Raw genomic sequence first — 23571 nt, forward strand, 5'->3', positions numbered from 1 at the left:
TTTGATAACATAGGCAGTCGATCCGCGTACGGAGACCGCCATGCGCGGCTACATCATTCTTTCCCACGGGTCCGATTCCGGTCCCGATGCCACCAAGGTGAGCGCCCTGGCGGCGCTGGCCGAGTCCCTCGGCTGGGCCACCCTCCGCCCCGATTACCGCGAAGATGACCTCAAGGGCCACGCCGGCTCGGTGGATCCGCGCCTGGCGCGGCTGGCCGCGGCGATCGCCGCCGCGCCGGTGCCGCCGGTGCTGGTGGGCTCGAGCATGGGTGCCTTCGCCTCGGGCCTGGCTTCCCTCGACGCCGAGGTGGCGGGGTTGTTCCTGCTCGCCCTGCCGGCCGGCATCCCCGGCTACCCGCGCCCGTTCGCCGCGGCGAGGGGCGTGCCCACCTTCCTTATCCACGGCTACGCCGACGACGTCTGCCCCGTGGAAGGCGCCTTCGCCTTTGCGCGCAGCCAGGGTGCTCCCCTGCTGCTGGTCCAGGACGACCATCGCCTTAGCGACACCCTGACCGATATCGAGGCGGCGTTCCGCCGCTTCCTGGAAACCCTGGCATGAACTTCTTCGCCACCTGCCCCAAGGGCCTCGAATACCTCCTCAAGGACGAACTGGTCGCCATCGGCGCCGAGGACGTGAAGGAGGCCCTGGCCGGCGTCTCGTTCTCCGGTGGCCTGGATACCGCCTACCGCGCCTGCCTATGGTCGCGCATGGCCAGCCGCGTGCTGCTGCCGCTGGCGGAGTTCGATGCCGCCACGCCGGAAGACCTCTACCAGGGCGTGCAGTCCATCACCTGGTCGGAGCACCTGGCCGCCCACGGCACCCTCGCCGTGGACGCCAACACGGCGCTCAGCAAGCTCACGCACAGCCAGTTCATCGCGCTGAAGACCAAGGACGCCATCGTCGACCAGTTCCGCGAGGCCAGCGGCTCCCGCCCGGACGTGGAAACCGAAGAGCCGGATGTGCAGATCAACGTCCGCGTGCGCCGCGACCGCGCCACGCTGTCCATCGACCTCTCGGGTTCGCCGTTGCATCGCCGCGGCTGGCGCGAGCGCCAGGGCGAGGCCCCGCTGAAGGAAAACCTCGCCGCCGCCATGCTCGTCCGCGCCCAGTGGCCGCGGATCTACGCCGAGGGCGGGGCACTGGTGGACCCGATGTGTGGCTCCGGCACGCTGCTGATCGAAGGCGCCCTGATGGCGGCTGGTGCGGCGCCGGGCCTGCGCCGGGGCTACTTCGGCTTCCTGGGCTGGCTCAAGCACGACTACGCGCTGTGGAAGCAGTTGTGGGAAGAAGCCAAGGCCAGCACCGACGAAGGCCTGCGCCAGCTGCGCCCGGTGTTCTTCGGCAGCGATTCGGATCCGAACATGGTCCAGACCGCCAAGCGCAACGCGCAGACGGCCGGCGTGGCGGGTTTCGTGCACCTCGACCGTCGTGACGCGGTCCACGTCGAGCCGCCGCCGGAGACCCCGCTTGGCCTGGTCATCACCAACCCGCCGTACGGCGAGCGCCTGGGTGACCGCGCCGAGCTGCCGCACCTGTACCGCCAGTTCGGCCAGGCCCTGAAGGATCGCTTCCCGGGCTGGCGCGCCGCCGTGCTGGCCGGCGACGAGGAGCTGGGCCGTGCCCTGAGGCTCTCGCCGGACAAGCGCTACGCGCTGTACAACGGCGCGCTGGAAACCCCGCTGCTCACCTTCAGCCTGCGCGCCGCGGGCGAAGCCCCGCGCGAGCAGAAGCCGTTGTCCGACGGCGCCCAGATGCTGAAGAACCGCCTGGAGAAGAACGTCCGCCACCTGCGCAAGCGGCTGGCCCGCGAAGGCATCACCTGCTGGCGTGCGTACGATCAGGATCTGCCCGAGTACGCGGCGGCCATCGACGTCTACGAAGACTGGCTGCACATCCAGGAGTACAAGGCGCCGCAGGACATCCCCGTGGACGTGGCGCGCAACCGCCTGCGCGAAGTGGTGCGGGTGGCGTCCGAGGTTCTTGAGATTCCCCGTGACCGCATCGCGGTGAAAACCCGTGAGCGCGGCAAGGGCGGTTCCAAGTACGGCCAGATGGACCAGCAGGGCCAGTTCGTCGAGGTGCACGAAGCCGGGCTGTCGTTCCTGATCAACCCCACGGACTACCTGGATACCGGCCTGTTCCTTGACCACCGCCTGGTCCGCGCCAAGATCCGGGAACTTGCCGCCGGCAAGCATTTCCTCAACCTGTTCGCTTACACCGGTTCGGCCAGCGTCTACGCGGCCGCCGGCGGCGCGCGTGACACCACCAGCGTGGATCTGTCCGCGACCTACCTGGACTGGGCCTCGAAGAACATGGCCCTGAACGGCTTCACGGGCAGCCGCCACCGCCTGGTCCAGGAGGACGCCGTGTCGTTCCTGGAGAAGCGCTCGATGCAGTACGGCGTCATCTACGTCGACCCGCCGACCTTCTCCAACTCGAAGAAGGCGGACGACTTCGACGTCCAGCGCGACCACGTGAAGCTGCTGCTGCAGTGCGCCGACCGTCTGCTGCCTGAAGGGGTGATTGTTTTCTCAAACAATTTCCGCCGCTTCCAGCTTGATCGGGCCGCCCTCGAACCCCATCTTTCCATTGAAGACTGGAGCGCACCGAGCATCCCGTTCGACTTCGCACGGCGCCACGATATCCACGGTTGCTGGCTGCTTCGGAAGCCGTTCGTGAATCCATGGAAAACGTGAACGCCGGGTGCAGAAAACTTCAGTTCGGATTCAGTGGCCGGGCGCGAATCTGCGCTCACCTGAGGAGGTAACTGTCATGAAAGCCAAGTTCGTCAAGTCCGCCGTTGCCCTCGCTGCCGTGGGTCTCATGGCGTTCGCACCAGCCTCGTTCGCGGGCGGCTGGGGCCATGGCGGTTATTACCGGGGCGGCTACCACGGTGGCTATTACGGCGGTGGCTATCACCGCGGTGGTGGCTACTACGATCACAGCGGCCGCTGGATCGCTGGCGCGATTGTCGCCGGCACCGTAGGCGCCCTGGTTTACAACGCCACGCAGCCGCGTACCACGGTGGTTTACGGTGGCGCGCCGGTGTACTACAGCCAGCCGCGCACGGTGGTGTATGACGACGCTCCTGTCGTCACCCGCCGCGTCACGACCACGACCACCACGTACGACGACGGCTATTCGACCCGTTACGTTCGCGACGATGGCGGCTACTGATCCGCGCCTGACGTGAGGCACAAAAAAACCCGGCTCATCGCCGGGTTTTTTTTGTGCCTCAAGGACGCCCGCGGTAGCGCTCAGTGCGCCGGGCCGCTGATCCCCGGGCCCGAGGCCCCGTGCTTCTTCTCGAGCTGCTTGTAGGTCGCCTTGTCGATCTTCTCCACGGACTGGATCTGGCAGGGCGGATCGTCCCGGCGCACGATCTGCTCGTTGATGCTGCCGCATATGGCGAACGACTGGACCGCCTTGATGTTGGCGGACGACTTGAAGCGAACGCCGCCGCCCAGGCCCATGCGCGGGCAGTCCACGTCGGTGGTGACCTTGAAGAAATCCGGGCCGTTGGCGACGATCACCGTACGGTCGTCGACCACGCTGTAGTTGCTGATGCGGTCCGTGCGCATGCACTCATTGACCGGGAGCTCGTGGCGGGCCGGCGGCGGGTCGCCCGCGGCGATGGCCGCAACGGGGGCGAGGACCAGGCAGGCGGCAATCAGATAGCGGGCGTTCATGGTGAATCCCTCGTTGCAGTGGGAATACCACGTTAAGCCGGATCGCAGAGAAAAACGAGAGGGGGCAGGGCGTTGGTCCACCTTCCGTTAAGGCCGGGAACGCAACCACTCACACCCATTGAACGTTTCCTAGGGCAAGGTCATGCGTCATGGCTGACGAGTGTTGGCTGACCGTGGAAGCACCCGCATGACCGCATCATCGCTCGGCCTCGCCCCTGCCACGCGCCCCAACGCGGCGCTTGCCGAACGCTTCCTTCGCATCCGTTACCGCACGCGCGAACTCGCCGCCCGGCTGCAGCCCGAAGACACCGTGATCCAGTCCATGCCGGATGCCAGTCCGACGAAGTGGCACCTGGCGCATACCACGTGGTTCTTCGAACAGTTCATCCTGGGTCGCGACGAGCGATACGTGTCGCCCAATCCTGAATGGCATTACCTCTTCAACAGCTACTACCAGTCCGTCGGGCCGATGCATGCACGGCCGCGTCGCGGCATGCTGACGCGCCCGTCGCTCAGTGACGTGCTCGCTTACCGTGCGCGCATCGACGACGCCATCGCGGAGCGCATCGAACGCGGCGATGACGAGGCACTGCCGATGCTCGTTGAGCTCGGCGTGCAGCACGAGCAGCAACACCAGGAACTGTTGCTCACCGATATCAAGCATGCGTTTGCGCAAAATCCGCTCGAACCCACGTATGCGCCGGATGCACCGCGCGCGTTGTCAGTTGCCGCTCCCGCGTTGCAGTTCGTGTCGTTTGACGAGGGTGTCGTTGAGATCGGTTACGCCGGCGACGGTTTTCATTTCGACAACGAAGGCCCGCGGCATCGCACGTATCGGCAGGCGGGTTCCATCGCCAATCGTCCTGTCACGAACGCGGAGTACCGTGCGTTTGTCGATGACGGCGGTTATCGCACGCCCACCCTGTGGCTCTCCGATGGCTGGGCCACGGTGCAGGCGGAAGGCTGGCAGCGTCCGCTGTACTGGGACGAGGCCTGCGAGACGGAGTTCACCCTGCAAGGCCGGCATGCCATCGACCCGCATGCGCCGGTGTGTCACGTGAGTTACTTCGAGGCGGACGCCTTTGCCCGCTGGGCCGGTGCCCGCCTGCCGACGGAGGTGGAATGGGAAACCATGGCCGCCGCGCTCCCCGTAAAGGGGAACCTTCAGGACAGCGGGGTGTTCCAACCTCGTGCCATCACCTTCGAGACGGAACTCGGGCAAATGTACGGCGACTGTTGGGAATGGACGATGAGCCCCTATGTCAGTTATCCCGGGTTTCGTCCGCTTGACGGCGCGCTGGGTGAGTACAACGGAAAATTCATGAATGGGCAGTGGATCCTTCGCGGAGGCTCGTGTGCGACGCCCGCCGATCATGTCCGTTCGACGTACCGGAATTTCTTCCCGCCCCACGCCCGTTGGCAGTTTTCGGGGCTACGACTTGGAAACGATCGATGAGCGCTCAACCGAAAGATATCCGCCTGGACGACCGCCATCCGGATGTCGATGACACCCTGGACACCGTGCGCCGTGGGCTCGCCGCGAAACAGAAGAAGCTGCCGTCGCGGCTGTTCTACGACGAACGCGGCTCCGCCCTGTTCGAAGCGATTTGCGAACAACCCGAGTACTACCTCACCCGCACCGAGATCGCGATCATGCGCGACCATGCGGGTGATATCGCCGACACACTCGGCCATGACGTACGCCTGGTGGAGTACGGCAGTGGCAGCGGCATCAAGACGCGCATGCTGCTCGAGCACCTTGAGACGCCGGTGGCCTACGTGCCCGTGGAGATCTCACGCACGGCGCTGATGGAAAGCGTGGCGGAACTGGCGACGCGTTTCCCCGATGTGCCGATGCAGCCGGTGTGCGCCGACTTCACCCAGCCGCTGCGCCTGCCCGTGGCATCGCGCTCGCCGCGGCGCACGGTGATCTACTTCCCGGGATCCACCATCGGCAACTTCGAGACGAAGGAAGCGATCAGGATCCTGCGCCAGATGCGCACGGAGATGAGCGTCGGTGGCGGCATCATCGTCGGCGTGGACCTGAAGAAGGACCCGGCCGCCATCGAAGCGGCCTACAACGACGCCGCCGGCGTCACGCGCGAGTTCACCCTCAACATGCTGGTGCGGCTGAACCGCGAAATCGGTACCGATTTCGACGTGGAGGCGTTCCGCCACCGCGCCCGCTATAACGCGCTGGCCGGGCGCATTGAAACGGCGCTGGTCAGCACGAAGCGCCAGGACGTCCACGTCGGCCACGATGTCTTCGCTTTCCGCGAGGACGAGGCGATGCAGGTGGAATACAGCTGCAAGTACTCGCTGGAGGACTTCGCGCAGATGGCCAGCAAGGCCGGCCTCGCCGTGGAGAAGGTCTGGATGGACGCCGACCAGAAATTCAGCGTCCAGTATCTGGTCCGTTCCGCTCCCGCGGCCTGACCTCAGGACGGGCGACGCGCGCCCAGTGACACCAGGGTTTCCTGCGCAGCGCGGATGCGTTCCGCGCTGCCGGGAAGCTCCATGATCACCCGCAGCTTGTCCTGGCCATCCAGCTTGAACACGCGCGGCTGCTGCTGGATCAGCTTGATCAGCAGCACCGGGTCGACGTCGGGCTTTTCGCGGAAGGTGATGCGTCCGCCGCTCGGCCCGAAATCGACCTTGCGAATACCCAGCGGCGTCGCCATCAGCTTCAGCTGGGCCACCGCGAACAGACACTTGGCCTGGTCCGGAAGCAGGCCGAAGCGATCGATCATTTCCACCTGGAGCTCGCGCAGGCCTTCGTCGTCGCGCGCGCTGGCGATGCGCTTGTACAGCGTCAGGCGCGTATGCACGTCGGGCAGGTAGTCGTCCGGGATGAGCGCCGCGAGGTGTAGCTCGACCTCGGTCTCGTGTTCCGAAGTGAGGTCGAAGTCCGGGATCTTGCCCGAACGCAGCGCGCGCACGGCGCGGTCCAGCAGTTCGGTATACAGGCCGAAGCCGATTTCCTGGATCTGGCCCGACTGTTCCTCGCCGAGCATTTCGCCGGCGCCGCGGATCTCCAGGTCGTGCGTGGCCAGCGTGAAGCCGGCGCCAAGCTCTTCCAGCGATGCCAGGGCTTCCAGGCGCTTCTCGGCGTCCGCCGTCATCGCCTTGCGGTCCGGCACGATCAGGTAGGCGTACGCGCGGTGATGCGAACGACCGACGCGGCCGCGCAGCTGGTGCAGCTGGGCCAGGCCGAAGCGATCCGCGCGGTTCACGACGATGGTATTGGCGGTCGGGATATCGATGCCCGACTCAATGATCGTGGTCGAGACCAGCACGTTGAAGCGCTGGCGGTGGAAGTCCGCCATCACCTGTTCGAGTTCGCGCTCGGGCATCTGGCCGTGGGCCACGCGGATGCGTGCCTCGGGAATCAGTTCGCCCAGCTCGCGCGCCATGCGCTCGATCGAGTCGACCTCGTTGTGCAGGAAATACACCTGGCCGCCACGGGCCAGCTCACGCTGGATCGCTTCGCGGATGAGCGCGGGTTGCCACGTCGAGATGAGGGTGCGCACCGCGGTACGGTGGGCGGGCGGGGTGGCGATGATCGACAGGTCGCGCAGGCCGCTCATCGCCATGTTCAACGTACGCGGGATCGGCGTGGCCGTCAGGGTGAGCAGGTCCACGGCGGCGCGCAGCTTCTTCAGCTGTTCCTTCTGGCGCACGCCGAAGCGCTGTTCCTCGTCGACGATCACCAGCCCGAGGTTCTTGAAGCGGATATCCGGCTGCAGGAGTTTGTGCGTGCCGACCATGACGTCCACCTGGCCGTCGGCGAGGCGCTCCAGCGCGTTATCCACTTCCTTCTTCGACTTGAAGCGCGACAGCACTTCCACGCGCACCGGCCAGTCAGCGAAGCGATCGGCGAAGTTGCGGTAGTGCTGCTGGGCGAGCAGGGTGGTCGGCACCAGCACGGCCACCTGTTTGCCGGCCGTGGCTGCGGCGAAGGCAGCGCGCAGCGCTACTTCGGTCTTGCCGAAGCCGACGTCACCGCAGACCACGCGGTCCATGGCGCGCGGCGCGGCCAGGTCGACGATCACGGCGTCGATGGCGCGCTGCTGGTCCAGGGTTTCTTCGAAGGGGAAGGTGGCGGCGAATTCTTCGATCATCTGCCGGTCCACCGATAGGGCCTCGCCGACCTTGGCCTCGCGCTGCGCGTAGATCGCCAGCAGCTCGGCGGCCACGTCGCGCACCTTCTCCGCGGCCTTCTTGCGCGCACGTTCCCAGGCGTCTCCGCCGAGGGAGTGCAGCGGCGCGAGTTCGGGTGCCGTGCCGGTGTAACGGCTGACGAGGCCGAGCTGGGCCACGGGCACGTAGAGCTTGTCGCCCTTGGCGTACTCGATGGTGAGGAACTCGCCGGGCATGTCGCCGACGTCCAGGGTCAGCAGGCCCTGGTAGCGGCCCACGCCGTGGTCGATATGGACGATGGGCGAGCCGATCTGCAGCTCGGTCAGGTCCTTGATGATGCTTTCAGGGTCGCGCGCGGCGCCGACGCGCTTGCGGCGCTCCGTGCGCACGCGCTCGCCGAACAGCTCGCGCTCGGTGAGCACCGTCAGCGCGGGCTCGTTCAGGGCGAAGCCCTGTTCCAGCGAGGCCACGGTGATGGCAAAGCGCTCGTCGCTGGCGAGGAAGGCCTTCCAGCTATCCGACAGCGTCGGCTTCATGCCCGCGCCCGCCAGCTGCTCGATGAGCGCCTCGCGACGGCCGGCGGAGTCGGCGGCGACCAGCGTGCGGCCGGGGTAGTGGGCGAGGAAATGGCGCAGCGCCGTGCCGGGCTCTTCGCCCTTGCGGTTCAGCGGCAGCTCGGGCGCCGGCTGGGTGCCGAGGTCGACGGCATGCTCGTGGCCCTTTTCGACCACGTCGATGCGCACCTGCTTGTTCAACTGCTCGCGCAGCTGTTCCGGCGGCAGGTAGATCTCGGCCGGCGGCAGCACCGGGCGCTCGATGTCGTGGGCGCGCTGGTCGTAGCGGTCGCCCACCTGCTGCCAGAACGCCGCCGAGGATTCGAGCACGCCTTCGCCGAGGACGAACAGCGCATCGCCGGCGATGTAGTCGAACAGCGTTTCGGTTTTCGCGAAGAACAGCGGCAGGTAGTACTCGATGCCGCCCGGCGTCACGCCTTCCTTCATGTCCTGGTACAGCGGGCAGCGGCGCACGTCGATCGGGAAACGGTCGCGCAGGGCGGTGCGGAAGGCCTTGGCAGCGTCCTCCGTGACCGGGAATTCGCGGGCGGGGAGCAGGTCCACGCCGTCCACCTGCTGCTGCGAGCGCTGCGATTCGGGGTCGAACGTGCGGATCGACTCGATCTCGTCGTCGAACAGCTCGATGCGGTAGGGCTCGCGCGAGCCCATGGCGAAGATGTCGATCAGGGCACCGCGCACGGCGAAGTCGCCGGGTTCGGCCACCTGCGGCACGTTGCGATAGCCCGCCGCTTCGAGGCGGCGCTGCTCGGCGCTGATGTCGAGTTTCTGGCCCTTGCGCAGCACAAGGCCGGCGCCGGTGATGTGGGTGCGCGGGGCGATGCGCTGCATCAGCGTGGCCACCGGCACCACCAGCACGCCGCGTTTGACCGACGGCAGCCGGTAGAGCGTGGCGATACGCTGCGACACCACTTCCGGGTGCGGGCTGAAGACGTCGTAGGGCAGCGTTTCCCAGTCGGGGAAATGCAGCACCGGCAGCTCGCCGGCGAAGACGCCCAGCTCGCTTTCCAGGTTATCCGCGCTGCGCGTATCGCGTACCACGACCACCAGCAGGCCGTCGTGGGCACGGGCCGCCTCGGCCACTTCGAGGGCCCAGGACGAGCCATGCGGTACCGCCCAGTAGCGGCGGGTCTTGGCGTTCGCGGGAAGCGGCGGGCGGGGAAGCGCTACGGGCATCGTTCGGCAGGTTCGCTGGCAGACAAGCCATCCATTGTACAGCCCGGGTGTCTACGGGCCGGTTAATCGGTGTAGTCGGGCTCGAAGAAGCTCCAGCGGACGTCCTTGAAGCGGGCCTTGAAATCCGCCTCGACGGTGTTGATGGCCTCGATCATGGCCCGCGGGGTGGGCGTCGCGGCCATCTTCGCCTTGGTCGCCACCATCACGTCCGTGCCCATCTGCAGGGTGAGCAGGTTGTAGACCTGGTCGATCTCGGGACGGGCTTCGAGGAAGGCGACCATTTCCGCCTTGCGCCGGGGTTCCACGCCCTGGCCAATCAGCAGGGCCTTGACCTCGCGGGCCACCAGCACGGCCACGACGATGAGCAGGACGCCGATGCAGATCGTGCCGATGGCGTCGTACACGAGGTTGCCGGTGAGCATGGTGAGCAGCACGGCGGCCAGGGCCAGGCACAGGCCGATCAGCGCGGCCAGGTCTTCGCCAAAGATCACCAGCAGTTCGCTGGCGCGCGTCTCGCGGAACCATTCCCACAGCGACTGCTCGCCGCGGGCCTTGTTCACTTCCTGCATGCAGCCATGCATCGACACGCCTTCGGTGACGATGGAGAAGGCCAGCACGCCGACGGCGAGCCATGGCCAGCTCAGCGGCTCGGCGTGGGTGAGCTTGTGCACGCCCTCGTACACCGAGAACATGCCGCCCACGCTGAACAGCAGGATCGCCACCAGGAACGACCAGAAATACAGGGCGCGGCCCCAGCCCAGCGGGTAATCCGGCGAGGGCGGCCGCCTGGCCTGGCGCATGCCCAGGAGCAGCAGGCCCTGGTTGCCGCAGTCGGCCAGCGAGTGCACGGCCTCGGCCATCATCGCGCCGGAGCCAGTGAAGATGGCGGCGACCAGCTTGGCGATGAAGATGGCGAAGTTGGCACCGAGCGCGAGGAAGATCGCGCGCTTTGAATCAGCGTGGCCTGACATGGGGGTTCCTGTCCCTTGGGAATCGCAAGATCTTACCGGATGACGCCCACGCCCACGCCGAAGCTGATGTTGGGATGGCCGCCCTGCATCTCCTTGGCCGTCCACACGTGCGACTGGTTCACCGACACCAGCGGGAAGGTGTAGCTGGCCTGGCCGACGTTACCGGTGCGCGTGCCGTTGAGCCGGCCCGATACGGTCAGCAGCGAGCCGGCGGGGAAGTCCAGGCTTTCGACGTAGCCCGGCATGGCGGCGATAAAGCGACCCGTGCCGGTGTCGTCCGCCTTCGGCCGCTGCGAGCTATCCAGCGGGTAGGCCAGCACTTCGACTTCGCTGTGGTCGGCAAAGTTGCGTACCTGCACGATCCGTCCACCCCAGATCACGTCGGAGCTGCCGTAGCGCTCCGGCTCGCGGGCCACCTGGCTGGGCGGCACCGCGGCGTTGTTCGAGGTGGCCTTGTAGATCGGTGCCGGGGCACAGCCGGCGAGGGCGACGGTTAGCAGGGCTGCAGGGACGGCGAGACGGACGAGTGACGGGCGCATGGGTCGGCTCCTGGCGTGTAGCGTGACTTTACCTTTACCGCCTTGGTAGCGAACGCATTGGATGCGCGACGTGTACGGGCGTTGGATCCTTGCCTTCTTCCACCAGCCAGGTCAGCCGGTATTCGGCTTCGCCCGGCTCGCCGAGCAGCTTGGGCAGCATCTTCAGGCCGTCGCGGAGCGCATCATCGAGCTTCCACGGCGCGTTGACGATGACCATCCCGGTGCCATTGAGGCGCAGCGGGGAGTCGTCCTTGTGCAGGAGCAGTTCGGCGGCCAGCACGCGCTTGGCGCCGCTCTTGGCCAGCCAGCGGTGGAACGGCTGGACGTGGCTGCGCACCTTGATCGGGTACCACACGGCGAAGATGCCGGTGGGCCAGCGTTCCATGGCGGCTTTGAGAGCTTTCTCAATCGTGCGGAATTCGGCGTCCTGCTGCTCGAACGGCGGGTCGATGAGGACGAGGCCGCGCTTTTCCTTCGGCGGCACCAGGGCCTTCATCGCCTCGTAGCCATCGCGGTTGTGCACGTGGATGCGCGCGTCGTGGTGGAACAGCTGGCGCAGCTTGCCTGCCTCTTCGGTGTGCAGTTCGCACAGCTGGGCGCTGTCGGTCGGGCGCATCAGGTGCGCGGCGATCCAGGGCGAGCCGGGGTAGTAGCGGAATGCTTCGTCGCCCTCGTTGCAGGCGCGCACCACGTCCAGCCACTTCCACAGCAGGGGCGGCAGGCCGGTGGCCGTTTTCAGGCGGGCGACGCCGTCATCGGCCTCGGCGGTTTTCCGGGCGTGGACGCTACGCAGGTCGTAGCGGCCGCTGCCGGCATGGGTCTCGATGTAGCAAAAGGGGGTGGCTTTCTGCTTCATGGCATCGAGGAGAGCCACGAGCACCATGTGCTTCATGACATCGGCAAAGTTGCCGGCGTGGTAGGCGTGGCGGTAATTCATCGCGGGAGTATACCTGCCCCCCGCGATGGCCCCGTCGTCAGTAGGCGAGGGTGATCCGCTTGCGGGCGGCATCGCCCTTTTCCAGGTGGTCGAGCAGGCCGACGGCGTAGTCGGCCTGGGAGATGTGGCTCTTGCCGCTGGCGTCGACCAGCAGCTGGTCGCCACCGGTGCGGTAGGTGCCGGTGCGCGGGCCGGGGGCGATCTCGGCGGCCGGGCTGATGAAGGTCCAGTCGATATCGGCCTTGCTGGCGCGGAACACCTCAAGCGCCTTGACCATGCCCATGGCGGACGGCTTCCACGCGGGCGGGAAGTGCGGGTCGTCGATCACGCGGACGCCGGGCGCCACTTCCAGCGAGCCAGCCCCGCCGACCCAGGCAAAGCGCTTGATGCCGGCCTTCGAGAGGGCCTGCAGCAGGGTCTCGGCCTGCTTCGGCACGTTATCCGGGTTGGGGTCGTTGACGCTGGCGATGGCCGCGTCGGCGCCCTTCAGGGCCGCTTCGTACGTGGCCGGGTGGAGCAGGTCACCCTGGGCCACGACGAGCTGGGGGTTCGACGTGGTGACCCTGGCCGGGTCGCGGACGATGGCGGTGACGTGGTGGCCGCGGGCCAGGGCTTCGTCGAGGATGACCTTGCCGATGTTGCCGGTAGCGCCGAAGAGCACGATGTTCATGAGCGAATCCTTTAAGGCGTGGGGTGGGATGGGAGTAAGGATGCGCCTTTGATCGTTGCGTAAAAATGCCCTTCCGGGTAATTCATCGTAAAGTATCGCTTTACGATCACGCGGGCATCCGCCATGGCCACCGACATCAACCTCAACCGGCTCGCCGTGTTCGTGACCCTGGTCCAGGCGGGGTCGTTCACGGCCGCCGCGGAGCAGCTGGGCACCTCCAAGGCCATGGTGAGCCAGCACCTGGCGAAGCTGGAAGAGGAGCTGGGCATGCCGCTGGTGCTGCGCAGTACGCGGCGGATGTCCCTCACCGACGCGGGGCAGCGTTTTTACGACGACTGCGCGCGGGTGGTGGCCGATGCCGAGGCGGCCGTGATGCGGCTGGGGGAATGCCGGGATACGCCCATGGGCAGCCTGCGCATCGCAGCAGGGGGGGACCATGGGCCGCTTATCGTGGCGCCGGCGCTCGCGGCGTACGTGCAGCGCTACCCGCAGGTGCGGCCGGAGCTGGTGGTGAGCGATGCGCTGGTGGATCTCATCGCCGATCGCTTCGATGTGGCCATTCGCGTTGGCTCGTTGCGTGACTCGACGCTCCGCTCGTCAAGGCTGGCCGATATGCGCGAATGCCTGGTGGCCACGCCGGCCTATCTCGGGGCACACGGCACGCCGTCTGTGCCAGAGGAGCTTGGCGCGCACCGGTGGGTGGCGCTTACCGTGTTGCCGTCACCCACCCGCTGGACGTTTACCGATGCGGCTGGCGCGAAAACCGTGGTGCAGGTGCATGCGACGGCCAGCGCCAACAGCGCGCTGGCGGTGCATGCCCTGGTGATGGAGGGCATGGGCCTCTCGGTGCTGCCCGATTACATGGCCCGGCGTGATCTCGCGGCCGGGCGCCTGGTCCATGTCCTGCCGGAACACGCCTTGCCACTCGGTGGCATCTACGCTGTTTACGCGGGGCAGCCCACCGTCAAGGTGCGCTCCTTCATCGATCTGCTGAAGGAGCGCATGGCGGCGGCCTGACCACCCGGCCGTCTTACATCACCTGGTTGCCGAGGCGCAGGTTCACGCCGAGGGCCGTGGCCACCATGCGCATGGATTCGTCGTCACGCGACGAGGTGATCCAGCCGGCGTAGGTGTCGTCCTCGTCCGCCTCGCGCGCCCACAGCGTGTAGCCCTTCGAATTCAGGTCATCGAACGCGCGCGAGAACAGCTCCGGGCCGTCGACCTCTTCGTGGAAGTCGTCGTCGTGGATGTCGCCACCCCAATCGATCTCGAGATTCCAGCGGCCGACCAGTTCGGTGATGGCCTCGATGAACTCGCGCGTGTCGTCGGCATCCACGACGAAGCTGGAGCGCCAGTCGGTCACCGTGGCGACGATGCGCACCGGATCCTCGTCGCCTTCTTCGTCAGCGGTGGCGCGGTACAGCTCGAACTGCTGCGCGGCCGCTTCTTCGTCACCGGGATTGATCAGGAGCAGCAACTGCCAGACGCGTTTTTCGACGCTTTCCTCGTCGTCGTCATCGTCGTCGTGCTCACGTTCGTAGTCGTAATCGTCGTCGTAGTCGCTCATGGGGATGGGCCTGTCCGGGGGGCTGGAATGATGACATACGCGGTGTGTCACGTTTTGTGCAGGCATGCCGCGGTTGACAAATGAACTGTGCGGTGCAACAAATGTCATGCGGTCTCGTTGCTCCACGACCGCGGCCCACTGCCAACCGCCGCCCTCGGGCGGCAACCAGCCAAGGCGATCCAAGCCCCAGTGAACGCAAACAACGCCAACACGCCGAACCTCCCGATGACGTCCGCGGCCATGCCGCGATGTTTCGTGGTGCGTGCGTGTTGTTGTTGCCTGGGCTGATCCCCGCGCACGTTCCGCGCACCTGACACGCTGACGCCTCACTGACCGCGGGTTCGCCCGCGGCGCGCGTCGCCGTCCCTTTCGTTCGTCCTGTCGCACCGCAGGTGGCGCTTTTGCGTCGCCGCGGGCGGCCGTTGCCCTCGTTTATCCATTCCCAGGGGAATTGCACCTCATGCATCACCGTTCCATTCGCCGTCGCGCACCGCTGTTCCTGGCTGTCTCGCTTGCCCTCGCTACCACCGGTGCCGCGGTGCACGCGCAGGACGCCGCCAAGGCAAGCAACCTCGATACCGTGATCGTCACGGGCACCCGTAGCACCGAGCGCACCGTCTCCAGCTCGCTGCAGCCGATTGATGTCATCACGTCCCAGCAGCTGCAGCAGACCGGCGCCACGCAGCTGACGGCCGCGCTGGCACGCCTCGTGCCCTCGCTGAATTTCCCGCAGCCGACCACCATCAGCGGTGCCGAAGTCGCGCGCCCGGTGACCCTGCGCGGCCTCAGCCCCGACCAGGTGCTGGTGCTGATCGACGGCAAGCGCCAGCACGCCGGTGCCTTCCTCAACCTGGGCGGTGCCATCGGCCGTGGCTCCAACCCGGTGGATCTGAACGCCATCCCGATCGGCGCGATCGAGCGCATTGAGGTACTGCGTGACGGGCAGTCCGCCCGCTACGGCTCCGACGCCATCGGTGGCGTGATCAACGTGATCCTGAAGAAGGGCGGGGAGGGCGGCCAGGTCACCGCCAAGTTCGGCGGCTACGACGCCGGCGATGGCCTGCAACGCCTGCTCAGCGCCGACACCGGTTTCAAGCTGGGCGACAAGGGCTCCATCCATGTGGCCCTCGAAACGCAGAACAACGACGGTACCAACCGCGCGGGTCGTGACTACAGCAGCGCGGCGGTGGGCACCACGTACGGCAAGAAGGTGTACTGGCTGGGCGACCCCGCCGTGCAGTCGAACAAGGTCTCGCTCACCGGCCAATATGAATTCAGCAAGGCCGCGGCGGTGTACTTCACCGCGATCTATCGCCGGGACCGCGATGAAACAGCCAGCCTGTACCGCCACCGTGGCGATTCGACCAACGTGGCGTCGATCTACCCGCAGGGCTACCTGCCGGTCAGCATCCCCATCGTCAACGACACCACGCTCACCGCGGGCTTGCGCGGCGAGCTTGGCGATGGCTGGCATTACGACGTATCGGCCACGCACGGCTCCAACGAATACGACCAGCGCAGCCACGCCATCAACGCGGACTGGTACAAGGCCTACGGCTACACGCCGTTCTTCATCCAGGGTGCGGATTACAAAACGCAGCAGCAGACCGGCAACGTCGACATCAGCAAGGAGTTCACGCCCTCGTGGCTGCCGAATGCGGTGAGCGTCTCGTTCGGCCTTGAGTACCTGCGCCAGGCCTACAAGGTGACGCCCGGCGATGCCGTGTCGCAGTACGGCGCCAACGGCGGCATCACCGGTGACCTGCAAGGTAACTGGCAGCGCCACGATGTCTCCGAATACATCGACCTGGAAACCAACCTGACCGATCGCTTCGCCGTGTCCCTGGCCGGCCGCCACGAGCACTACAGCGATTTTGGCGGCACGACGTCGGGCTCGCTGTCGGGACGTTTCGACTTCACCCCGCGTGTCGCGGTGCGCGGCAGCGTCGGCACGGGCTTCCGCGCGCCGACCCTGGTGCAGCAGCACTACGCCGACATCTCCTCGCAGCTGCAGGACCTTGGCCAGGGCCAGGTGATCGTGCAGTCCGGCACCTTCCCCGTGGATGCGGCAGCCGCCAGCCTGCTCGGTGCGCAGACGCTGAAGCCTGAAAAATCACGTAGCGCCACCGTTGGCCTGGTGCTTGAGCCGGTGAACGGCTGGAACGTGAGCGTGGATGCGTACTGGATCAAGATCGCCAACCGCATCAACCTGTCGTCGAACATCCCGGTGAATACAGCCGCGGTCAGCGATTACCTCGCCGCCAACGGCGTGGACGCCAACTACCAGTCGATCCGCTATTTCACCAACGCGGTGGACACGCGCACGCGGGGCCTGGATGTCGTCAGCCAGTACGGCTTCGACTTCAGCAACGGCGACCGCCTGAACACGACGCTGGGCTGGGCATACAACGAAAACAAGGTGACCAGGGTGAAGGACAACCCGGCCATCCTGGATGAGCTCGGCGTCGCCGTGCAGCGCGTGGAGCGCCGCGAGCGCCTGGGCCTGCTTGGCGACACCAACCCGCGCACCAAGCTCGACCTCGGCCTGGATTACCTGCACGAACGCTGGGGTGCGCATGCCAATGTGCAGCGCTATGGCAGCTACACCGTGTACAGCAACAGCGGCGCGGCGCTCGACCAGGACTTCGACCATCGCTGGACGCTGGATCTCTCCGCCGATTACACGCTCGACAACTGGACCTTCACCGCCGGTGCGGACAATGTCACCAACGCCCGTCCGGAGCAGGTGAAATACGCCAACTCGACCAGCGGGAACTTCAAATACAGCCTGTTCTCGCCCTTGAGCTGGAACGGGCGCTACTACTACGCCAGCGTGACGTACCGTTGGAAATGATGGCTATGCGCGCTTTTATCACCACGGTTCTTTTGACGGCTGCCGCGGCGGCGTCCGCGCAGGACGCATCCCTTACCGGCTTCGGCCCGGCATCGTCCGCTGCCGAGCGAGGCATCGAACAGCGGGTCGATGCGTCCATCGGGAGCGCCGACCTCGACGGCTGGCTCAGGCGGCTGACCTCGGCGCCCAACCAGGTCGGCTCCGCGCACAACAAGGAAAACGCCGACTTCATCGCCGCCAGCCTGCGCCAATGGGGCTGGGACGTGACGGTGGAACCGGTGCGCGTGCTGGTCGCGTATCCCACCACGCAAACGCTCTCGCTGAGCGGCGGGGACCACTACGCCGCGGACTTCAGCGAGCCGGCGGTCGCAGGGGATCCGGACACCACGCGCAAGGACGGCGTGCTGCCAGGCATGGAAGCGTATAGCCCCGATGGCCGCGTCGATGCACCGCTGGTCTTCGTCAACGAAGGCCTGGCGCGTGACTACGACGAGCTGGCGCAACTGGGTGAGTCGGTGAAGGGCAAGGTGGTCCTGGTGAAATCCAGCGGCGCGGGCCGGTGGGTGAAGCCGCGCCTCGCCCAGGAACACGGCGCGGTCGGCGTGGTGATCTATTCCGACCCGGAGGCCGACGGATTCCCCAAGGGCGAGGTCTACCCGGGTGGGGCGTGGCGCACGGATCGCACCGTCCAGCGCGGCACGCTGGGCATCGACAGCGTGCTGGACGCCAAGGGCGCGAAGACGCTGCAAGCCGAGCATCGCACGGGTGACCTCGCGATTCCCGTGGTCACCATCGGCTACGGCGATGCCGAACACTTCCTGCGTGCACTGGCTGGCAAGCCCGTGCCGTTGCGCTGGCAGGGCGGCTTGCCGCTCGCCTACCACGTGGGTGGCGATGCCGGCGTCCACCTCGAAGTCCGTTCCCCGTGGGAGTGGCGCACGCTCTACAACGTGGTCGCCACCCTCCGCGGCAGCACATGGCCGGATGAGTGGGTGATTCGCGGGGTGCACCACGACGCATGGGTTTACGGTGCGTGGGATCCGCTTGCCGGCACGACGGCGCTGCTGGCCGAAGCCAAAGCGCTCGGCGAACAGGCACGCGCCGGCCAGCGGCCGAAGCGCACGGTGGTCTTCGCCAGCTGGGACGGCGAGGAGCTCGGCATCCTCGGCTCGAAGGCGTGGGCCGAACGCCATGCTTCCGAGCTGGCGAAACACGCGGTGTTTTACCTCAATAACGACACCACCGGTCGCGGTTTCCTTGCGGCTGGTGGTGATCCGTCCCTCGCTGCGCTCGTCGATGGCGTGGCGGCCGACCTGAAGGATCCGGAGACCGGAGCCAGCGTGCAGGCCCGTCGCCTGGCCAAGCGCGCCGTGGACGCGGCAGGGAAGGGCAAGGATGCCAGTGGCGACCTCATCCCCGAGCGCCTCGGTACCGGCTCGGACTACCTGCCGTTCGCGCATCGTTTCGGCGTGCCTTCGCTGCATGTCCGGTACGGCTACGACCGCAACGGCGATGATGAAAGCGTGCCGGTGTACCACTCGCTCTACGACACGTACACGCATTACCAGCGCTTCGGTGATCCCGGCCTGGCCTACGTGAGCCTGCTGGCGAAAACCAATGCGCGCCTGGTCCTGCGCACGGCCAATGCAGACGTGCTGCCATGGCGCTACACCGCCTTCGCCGAATCCCTCGGCAAGGACATCGACCGCGTGCAGGCAGGGGCGGAAGCCACGCATCGCGAGGCGCAGCGACACAATGCCCTCGTCGCCACCGACGCGTACCGGCTCGCCTCGGTCAGCTACCGGCAGTGGAAGGCACCGGCTGCCGTCGACGATGCGTGGGAGCCGGTGGACCTGACGACGTTGCGTGCCGCGCAACAGGACCTGCTTGCCGCGGCGCGTACCTACGACGAGGCCGCGGCATCGGCGGGAGATCTTCCGGCGTCCAGGGCCGCAAAGGTGAATGCCGCGCTGCGCACGTTTGCGTCCGCCTGGCTGCAGCCCTCGGGCCTCCCGCAGCGTTCGTGGTATCGCCACCTGCTGCAAGCCCCCGGCCGCAAGGAAGGGGAAGACGTGGCGCCGCTGCCCGGCATCGGCGACGCGCTGGGTGCGAAGGACTGGGCACAGGCACGGCAAGAACTTGCGCTCACGACGCAGGCGACGCGCAAGGCCGCCGCCAGCCTCCGTGCAGCGACCGCTGCGTTGTAGAGGCTCGCTGCGGTTATAGTCCGCGCATGAACCCACCTGCACGCAAGCACTGGTGGGGCCGTCGCTATTTCCAGGCGCGGCCCCGCTTCCTCATCGGCGGCGCCATCGCCGTCGCGGCCATGGGGCTCCTGCAGTTCACGGGGATGCCGCATACGCTGGCCTTCATGCTCGGCTTCGACCTGGGTGCGGTGATCTACCTGTCGCTCATCCTGCGCATCTTCCTCCGCGCCAATGAGTCGGACATGCGCGAAGAGGCGCGCAAGCAGGATGTCGGCCGCTGGACCACGTTGCTGGCGGGCGTGGTGCTCTCTGCCGCCGTGCTGGCGGCGGTAAGCACGGAGCTGGAGTCGTCGCAGAAGGGCGGGGTGATGGCCATCGCCATCGCGGCAAGCACCATCATCCTCGCGTGGTCGTTCATGAATACGCTGTTCGCGCTGCACTACGCGCACGGCTTCTACGGCAATTTCGGCGAACAGCACAAAGGGCTGGAGTTTCCCGGTGATGAAGATCCGGATTACTGGGACTTCGCCTATTTCTCCTTCACCATCGGCATGACCTTCCAGGTCTCCGATGTGCAGATCAGCACGCGCTACCTGCGCCGCATCGCGCTGATGCACAGTGCCATCGCGTTCTTCTTCAACGTGTTCATCATCGCCATCAGCGTGAACATCGCCGCCGGCAAGGCCTGACCACGCCTACCGGCGATGGGCGTGCAGGCAGGTGACGACGCTCAGGCCCACGCAGGCCATGGCGATCCATTCCGCCACCGAAGGCATGCGCCATTCCCACAGGAAGCCGTAGACCAGCGCGAACAGGGTTTCGAACAGGATCATCTGTCCGACCAGGGTCAGCGGCAGCAGGCGGCTCATCCGGTTCCACAGGCCATTGCCGAGGATGGACGCGAACACCGCCATGCCGGCGCTGATCGCCGCGAACCGCGTCCAGGCGCCTGCGCTGTGCGTGGCCGTGTCGAAATACAGGGCGGCCGGCACCAGCAGAAGGGAAAGGGCGCCCGTGACCACGCCGGTCAGCAGGTTCCAGTCATGCGCTGAAACTTGGGGCAACCGGTGCAGCCAGCGGGCATTGCGCAGCGCGTAGATCGTCCACGAGACCAGGGCCACCACCGCGCACAGGAAACCTGCCGCGCGGCGCCATTCGAAGGCACCCCCGCCGGTCAGGGCCTGGCCGCCGATGCAGACGATGGCGATGGCGCTGAAGAGCAGGGAGGGCGCCAGGCGCGGCAGCGGCACGGCCCCGGCCGCCCGGCTGCCGACGACGGTCACCGCCACGGGCAGGAATCCGATGACCAGGGAGGCCATGGCGACACCGCCCCATTGCACGGCCGTGGCCAGCGCCACGTAGTAGATGATGTTGGCGAGGAGGCTCAGGCCGACCAGGGCCCGCCGGTGGGTGCCTTCCATCCAGCCGCGCAGCTGGGGCCAGCGTGGTACCAGCAGCAGGGCGGAGACCAGGCCGTAGACCAGGTAGCGCCCCGCCGCCAGCTGCAGGCCGGTGAAATCGCTGCCCAGCGCGGGCGCCACGAAGACGGTGCCCCAGAGGGCGCCCGCCGCGGCGCCGTACAGGATGCCCAGGGGGGTATTGGCCTTGCCGTCCACGCCACTGCCTCGCACGGGTAAACGCCCATCATGGCAAATCGGCAGGGCCCGTGCCGACGACTGCCCATTTTTCTTATTGACGCGCTGCGGCAAGCGCGCGATCTTCCGTTCAGCCGTCCATACGGCAGGGCCTTACCGGCCCGTACAACGGGGGAATCAGCATGAATGTGCCAACCTTCATCCGGGCGACGGGGGTCGTCCTGGGTCTCGCATGCGTCACCAGCCCGGCCATGGCCCGCGGCGACGAGACGCCACCAGACAGCATCTGCACCGTGCTTGGCACGGCGGCCCGCTATGTCGGGACCACGGTCACCGTCCGCGGCGTCGCCACCAGCGAAGGCAAGGTCACCACACTGGCCGATGCGCAGTGCAAGTCGGGCGTGGCGCTCAGCATCGACGAGGGCAATAGCCACAAGCGCGACGTGTCCAGCTTCCGGCGAGTGATCTCCGGGAAAAACGCACGCGCCGACGCCACGGTGTTCGGCCGCTTCAAGTCCACCGGCGACGCCACCGCGCCCTACGTCATCGACGTGTACAGCGTCCGCGACGTGGTCGAAGTGCCCGCCGACGGTACCTGAGGGCGGGCTTAAACCAGCTGCACTTCCACTCCCTGCTCGCGCAGGGAGTGCACGGCCTCTTTAGGCGCGCTGGTATCGGTGATGACCACGTTGATCCCGGTGATCGGCGTGATCACCGCGAGGCTGCGCTGGCCGATCTTGCTGGCGTCGAGCACGGCGACGACTTCGCGCGAGCACTTCACCATCATGGCGTTGAGGCTGGCTTCCTGCGGGTCCGGGGTGGTGACGCCTACCCGCGTATCGAGGCCGTCCACGCCGAGGAACAGGCGGTCGGCGGAGAGCCGGGAGAGGGCGCGTTCGGCGTCCACGCCCACCAGCGAGTACGAGGTCTGGCGCAGCATGCCGCCCAGCATCATCACCCGCACGGTGGGCAGGCCGCTGAGCTCCAGCGCGATGTTCAGCGCATTGGTGATCACCGTGAGCGAGGTCCACTTGCGCTGGCGGATGCAGCGCGCGATCTCCACGGTGGTAGAGCCCGAATCGAGGATGATGGTGTCGCCATCGGCCACCATGCGCGCGGCGGCATCGCCGATCCGGCGCTTCTCGGCAAGGCGACGGGTTTCCTTGATCGGCAGGGGCACGTCCTGCGGCGAGGGATCGGCCGGCACGGCACCGCCGTGCGAGCGCTTCGCACTGCCGGCCAGTTCCAGGGCTTCGAGATCCCCACGGACGGTGACCGCCGAGACGCCATAGCGCTTCACCAGGTCGTCGACGGTGACCCGGCCCTCGGCGCGGAGGAGGTCGACCATGGCGCGCCGGCGTTCCTCGATCAGCAGTTTCTTCGGCGGCGCTTTCCCGCGTCGTTCGCTCATGGCTTCGCTTTTCTAGTCCAGGCGCAGCAGGCGTGCCGCATTGTCATGGTAGATCTTGCGCAGGATAGCCGAAGACAGGCCCAGGCCGTAGATGGACCACCGGCCCTGCGGCGGGGTCTCCGCCGGGGCGTAGTCGAAGTATTCGTCCTCGGTTTCGAGGAAGCGGTAGTAGATCTCGTACAGCTCGTCGCACAGGAGCTGCTGGGGCACGGCGTTGCCGTACGGCGGCGGCACGGCGTCGGTGCCGAACAGCACGCGGTCCTGGAAGCGCTCGATGAAGGCGCGGCTGCGGCGCGGCTGGCGCCCCAGCTCGCCGATCCGTGCGCTGATGTCGATCAGGGTGTTGGGGAAACGGGCCAGCGTCGTCGCCAGGTCGTCCAGCCGCTCACCCTGGTTGCCCACGTGCAGCAGCACGAAGGTGGTGGCCGGATGCTTCGCGATGACGCGATCGCGCGCGGCCATCAGCGCCGCGTGCGTGGGGTAGTCGCGGCCGTAGAACGACCAGTCCGGATGCTGGGCCAGTTCCTCGTAGCGCTCGTTGTGGCGATCGGTGGGTTCGAAGAACGCCAGCGGATCGGCCGTATGCAGGAACACAGGCAGGCCATGCGCCGCGCAGGTTTCCCACATCGGGTCGAAGCGTGGGTCGTCCAGGCCCACCAGCGCGCCCGTGTCGATGCCTTCGCGCAGGTACAGCCCCAGCGTCTTCAGCAGCTTCAGGCCGCGGGCACCCGCGCGCGCCGCCTCGGCGAGCGCCTCGGCCTGCAGGGCAGGGAAACTGGCTTCACCGAACAGATGGAACGACGGCTCGGTGAGGGTAAGGAACCGCCCCGGCGCAGCCCGGTCGAACCGGGCAATCGAATCTTCGAGGCCCCGGCCGACGCCACCGGTGAGATTCACCATGCAGCGGATGCCCTTGCGGTCCATCAGCGGCAGCAGGTCGCGCGGCGTGGCGAACTGCACCATCTCCTCGCCCAGCGACACGCCGCCGCGCGTGCGTTTCATCCACGTCAGGTGGGTATGCATGTCGATGACCGGAAAGCGCGGCGTCTCGATCCGGGTGCCCGTGGCCGCGAGCATGCTGCGCGGCGCGAAGTCCACCAGGCGCAGGCTGGCATCGACCGGTGCGGTTTCCAGCGGGTTCTTGCTCGTTGCCCCGCCGCCCGAGGCGCGGGCGGCAGGCGGCGAGCAGCACAGGCAGCCAGCCCAGGCCTCGTCGTGGCGGTCGTCGGTCATCGGCAGGCC

20 protein-coding genes are annotated in these 23571 nt (G+C 67.0%); 10 read left to right on the plus strand and 10 right to left on the minus strand.

Annotated elements, in window-relative coordinates:
• Nucleotides 1-40: 40 nt before the first annotated feature.
• The 3 genes from FIV34_RS07280 to FIV34_RS07290 all read left to right on the plus strand — a co-directional run bounded on the left by FIV34_RS07280 (nucleotide 41) and on the right by FIV34_RS07290 (nucleotide 3178).
• The gene (locus FIV34_RS07280) at nucleotides 41-559 is read left to right on the plus strand and encodes an alpha/beta hydrolase (protein ID WP_139981094.1); all 519 of its coding nucleotides are present in this window, start codon (nucleotides 41-43) and stop codon (nucleotides 557-559) included.
• Nucleotides 556-2697, plus strand: coding sequence for a bifunctional 23S rRNA (guanine(2069)-N(7))-methyltransferase RlmK/23S rRNA (guanine(2445)-N(2))-methyltransferase RlmL (rlmKL, locus tag FIV34_RS07285; protein ID WP_139981096.1), 2142 nt, complete (start codon nucleotides 556-558; stop codon nucleotides 2695-2697). The genes FIV34_RS07280 and rlmKL overlap by 4 nt, the downstream gene beginning before the upstream one ends.
• Nucleotides 2698-2773: 76 nt before the next feature.
• Nucleotides 2774-3178: a hypothetical protein gene (locus tag FIV34_RS07290; RefSeq protein WP_139981098.1), complete on the plus strand. Its 405-nt coding sequence runs from the start codon at nucleotides 2774-2776 to the stop codon at nucleotides 3176-3178.
• 80 nt (nucleotides 3179-3258) lie between these two features.
• Here the strand turns inward: FIV34_RS07290 and FIV34_RS07295 are convergent, their stop codons facing one another.
• Nucleotides 3259-3690: a DUF6491 family protein gene (locus FIV34_RS07295; RefSeq protein WP_139981100.1), complete on the minus strand. Its 432-nt coding sequence runs from the start codon at nucleotides 3688-3690 to the stop codon at nucleotides 3259-3261.
• Nucleotides 3691-3877: 187 nt separating this feature from the next.
• On the opposite strand from FIV34_RS07295, the gene egtB reads away from it, so the two are divergent.
• Both egtB and egtD read left to right on the plus strand, forming a co-directional pair.
• Entirely contained in the window at nucleotides 3878-5146 is a 1269-nt protein-coding gene (gene egtB, locus FIV34_RS07300) for an ergothioneine biosynthesis protein EgtB (protein ID WP_139981102.1), read from the plus strand.
• Complete coding sequence (gene egtD / locus FIV34_RS07305) at nucleotides 5143-6126, plus strand: L-histidine N(alpha)-methyltransferase (protein ID WP_139981106.1); 984 nt, start codon at nucleotides 5143-5145, stop codon at nucleotides 6124-6126. Before egtB ends, egtD begins: the two co-directional genes overlap by 4 nt.
• 2 nt (nucleotides 6127-6128) lie before the next feature.
• On the opposite strand, the gene mfd is transcribed toward egtD, so the two are convergent.
• From mfd to FIV34_RS07330, 5 genes are all read right to left on the minus strand, one after another.
• Nucleotides 6129-9578, minus strand: coding sequence for a transcription-repair coupling factor (gene mfd / locus FIV34_RS07310; RefSeq protein ID WP_139981108.1), 3450 nt, complete (start codon nucleotides 9576-9578; stop codon nucleotides 6129-6131).
• Nucleotides 9579-9640: 62 nt separating this feature from the next.
• Nucleotides 9641-10549 carry a cation diffusion facilitator family transporter gene (locus FIV34_RS07315; protein ID WP_139981110.1) on the minus strand — a complete coding sequence of 303 codons (909 nt, stop codon included), beginning with the start codon at nucleotides 10547-10549 and terminating at the stop codon, nucleotides 9641-9643.
• A 32-nt stretch (nucleotides 10550-10581) separates the two neighbouring features.
• Nucleotides 10582-11088, minus strand: a complete 507-nt coding sequence (locus FIV34_RS07320; RefSeq protein WP_139981112.1) for a Slp family lipoprotein — start codon at nucleotides 11086-11088, stop codon at nucleotides 10582-10584.
• 34 nt (nucleotides 11089-11122) lie between these two features.
• On the minus strand, nucleotides 11123-12025 hold the full coding sequence (locus FIV34_RS07325) for a 23S rRNA (adenine(2030)-N(6))-methyltransferase RlmJ (RefSeq protein ID WP_139981114.1): 903 nt from the start codon (nucleotides 12023-12025) through the stop codon (nucleotides 11123-11125).
• A 37-nt stretch (nucleotides 12026-12062) separates the two neighbouring features.
• Entirely contained in the window at nucleotides 12063-12695 is a 633-nt protein-coding gene (locus tag FIV34_RS07330; protein ID WP_139981116.1) for an NAD(P)-dependent oxidoreductase, read from the minus strand.
• 123 nt (nucleotides 12696-12818) lie between these two features.
• Between FIV34_RS07330 and FIV34_RS07335 the strand changes: the two genes are divergently transcribed.
• Nucleotides 12819-13712 (plus strand): LysR family transcriptional regulator, encoded by an 894-nt coding sequence (locus FIV34_RS07335; RefSeq protein WP_139981118.1) that lies wholly within the window; start codon nucleotides 12819-12821, stop codon nucleotides 13710-13712.
• Between the two features lie 13 nt (nucleotides 13713-13725).
• Here FIV34_RS07335 and FIV34_RS07340 read toward each other — a convergent pair whose 3' ends face one another.
• Nucleotides 13726-14262, minus strand: coding sequence for a DUF6630 family protein (locus tag FIV34_RS07340; RefSeq protein WP_139981120.1), 537 nt, complete (start codon nucleotides 14260-14262; stop codon nucleotides 13726-13728).
• Nucleotides 14263-14722: 460 nt separating this feature from the next.
• On the opposite strand from FIV34_RS07340, the gene FIV34_RS07345 reads away from it, so the two are divergent.
• Genes FIV34_RS07345 through FIV34_RS07355 form a run of 3 tightly spaced genes read left to right on the plus strand, consistent with a single transcriptional unit; the run spans nucleotide 14723 to nucleotide 20012 of the window.
• On the plus strand, nucleotides 14723-17116 hold the full coding sequence (locus FIV34_RS07345) for a TonB-dependent receptor plug domain-containing protein (RefSeq protein WP_139981122.1): 2394 nt from the start codon (nucleotides 14723-14725) through the stop codon (nucleotides 17114-17116).
• A gap of 5 nt (nucleotides 17117-17121) precedes the next feature.
• The gene (locus tag FIV34_RS07350) at nucleotides 17122-19323 is read left to right on the plus strand and encodes a M28 family peptidase (RefSeq protein WP_170207530.1); all 2202 of its coding nucleotides are present in this window, start codon (nucleotides 17122-17124) and stop codon (nucleotides 19321-19323) included.
• A gap of 26 nt (nucleotides 19324-19349) precedes the next feature.
• A complete protein-coding gene (locus tag FIV34_RS07355; RefSeq protein WP_139981126.1) occupies nucleotides 19350-20012 on the plus strand; it encodes a DUF1345 domain-containing protein in 663 nt (220 codons plus the stop codon).
• 6 nt (nucleotides 20013-20018) lie between these two features.
• Here the strand turns inward: FIV34_RS07355 and FIV34_RS07360 are convergent, their stop codons facing one another.
• Nucleotides 20019-20954, minus strand: coding sequence for a DMT family transporter (locus tag FIV34_RS07360; RefSeq protein WP_425462909.1), 936 nt, complete (start codon nucleotides 20952-20954; stop codon nucleotides 20019-20021).
• A 146-nt stretch (nucleotides 20955-21100) separates the two neighbouring features.
• Between FIV34_RS07360 and FIV34_RS07365 the strand changes: the two genes are divergently transcribed.
• Entirely contained in the window at nucleotides 21101-21517 is a 417-nt protein-coding gene (locus tag FIV34_RS07365; protein ID WP_139981128.1) for a hypothetical protein, read from the plus strand.
• 8 nt (nucleotides 21518-21525) lie between these two features.
• On the opposite strand, the gene agaR is transcribed toward FIV34_RS07365, so the two are convergent.
• Nucleotides 21526-22329 carry a transcriptional repressor AgaR gene (agaR, locus tag FIV34_RS07370; protein WP_139981131.1) on the minus strand — a complete coding sequence of 268 codons (804 nt, stop codon included), beginning with the start codon at nucleotides 22327-22329 and terminating at the stop codon, nucleotides 21526-21528.
• A 12-nt stretch (nucleotides 22330-22341) separates the two neighbouring features.
• Entirely contained in the window at nucleotides 22342-23562 is a 1221-nt protein-coding gene (locus FIV34_RS07375) for an amidohydrolase family protein (protein WP_139981133.1), read from the minus strand.
• Nucleotides 23563-23571: the final 9 nt, after the last annotated feature.

It is taken from the genome of Luteibacter pinisoli (genome assembly GCF_006385595.1).
In the GTDB taxonomy this organism is placed as follows: domain Bacteria; phylum Pseudomonadota; class Gammaproteobacteria; order Xanthomonadales; family Rhodanobacteraceae; genus Luteibacter; species Luteibacter pinisoli.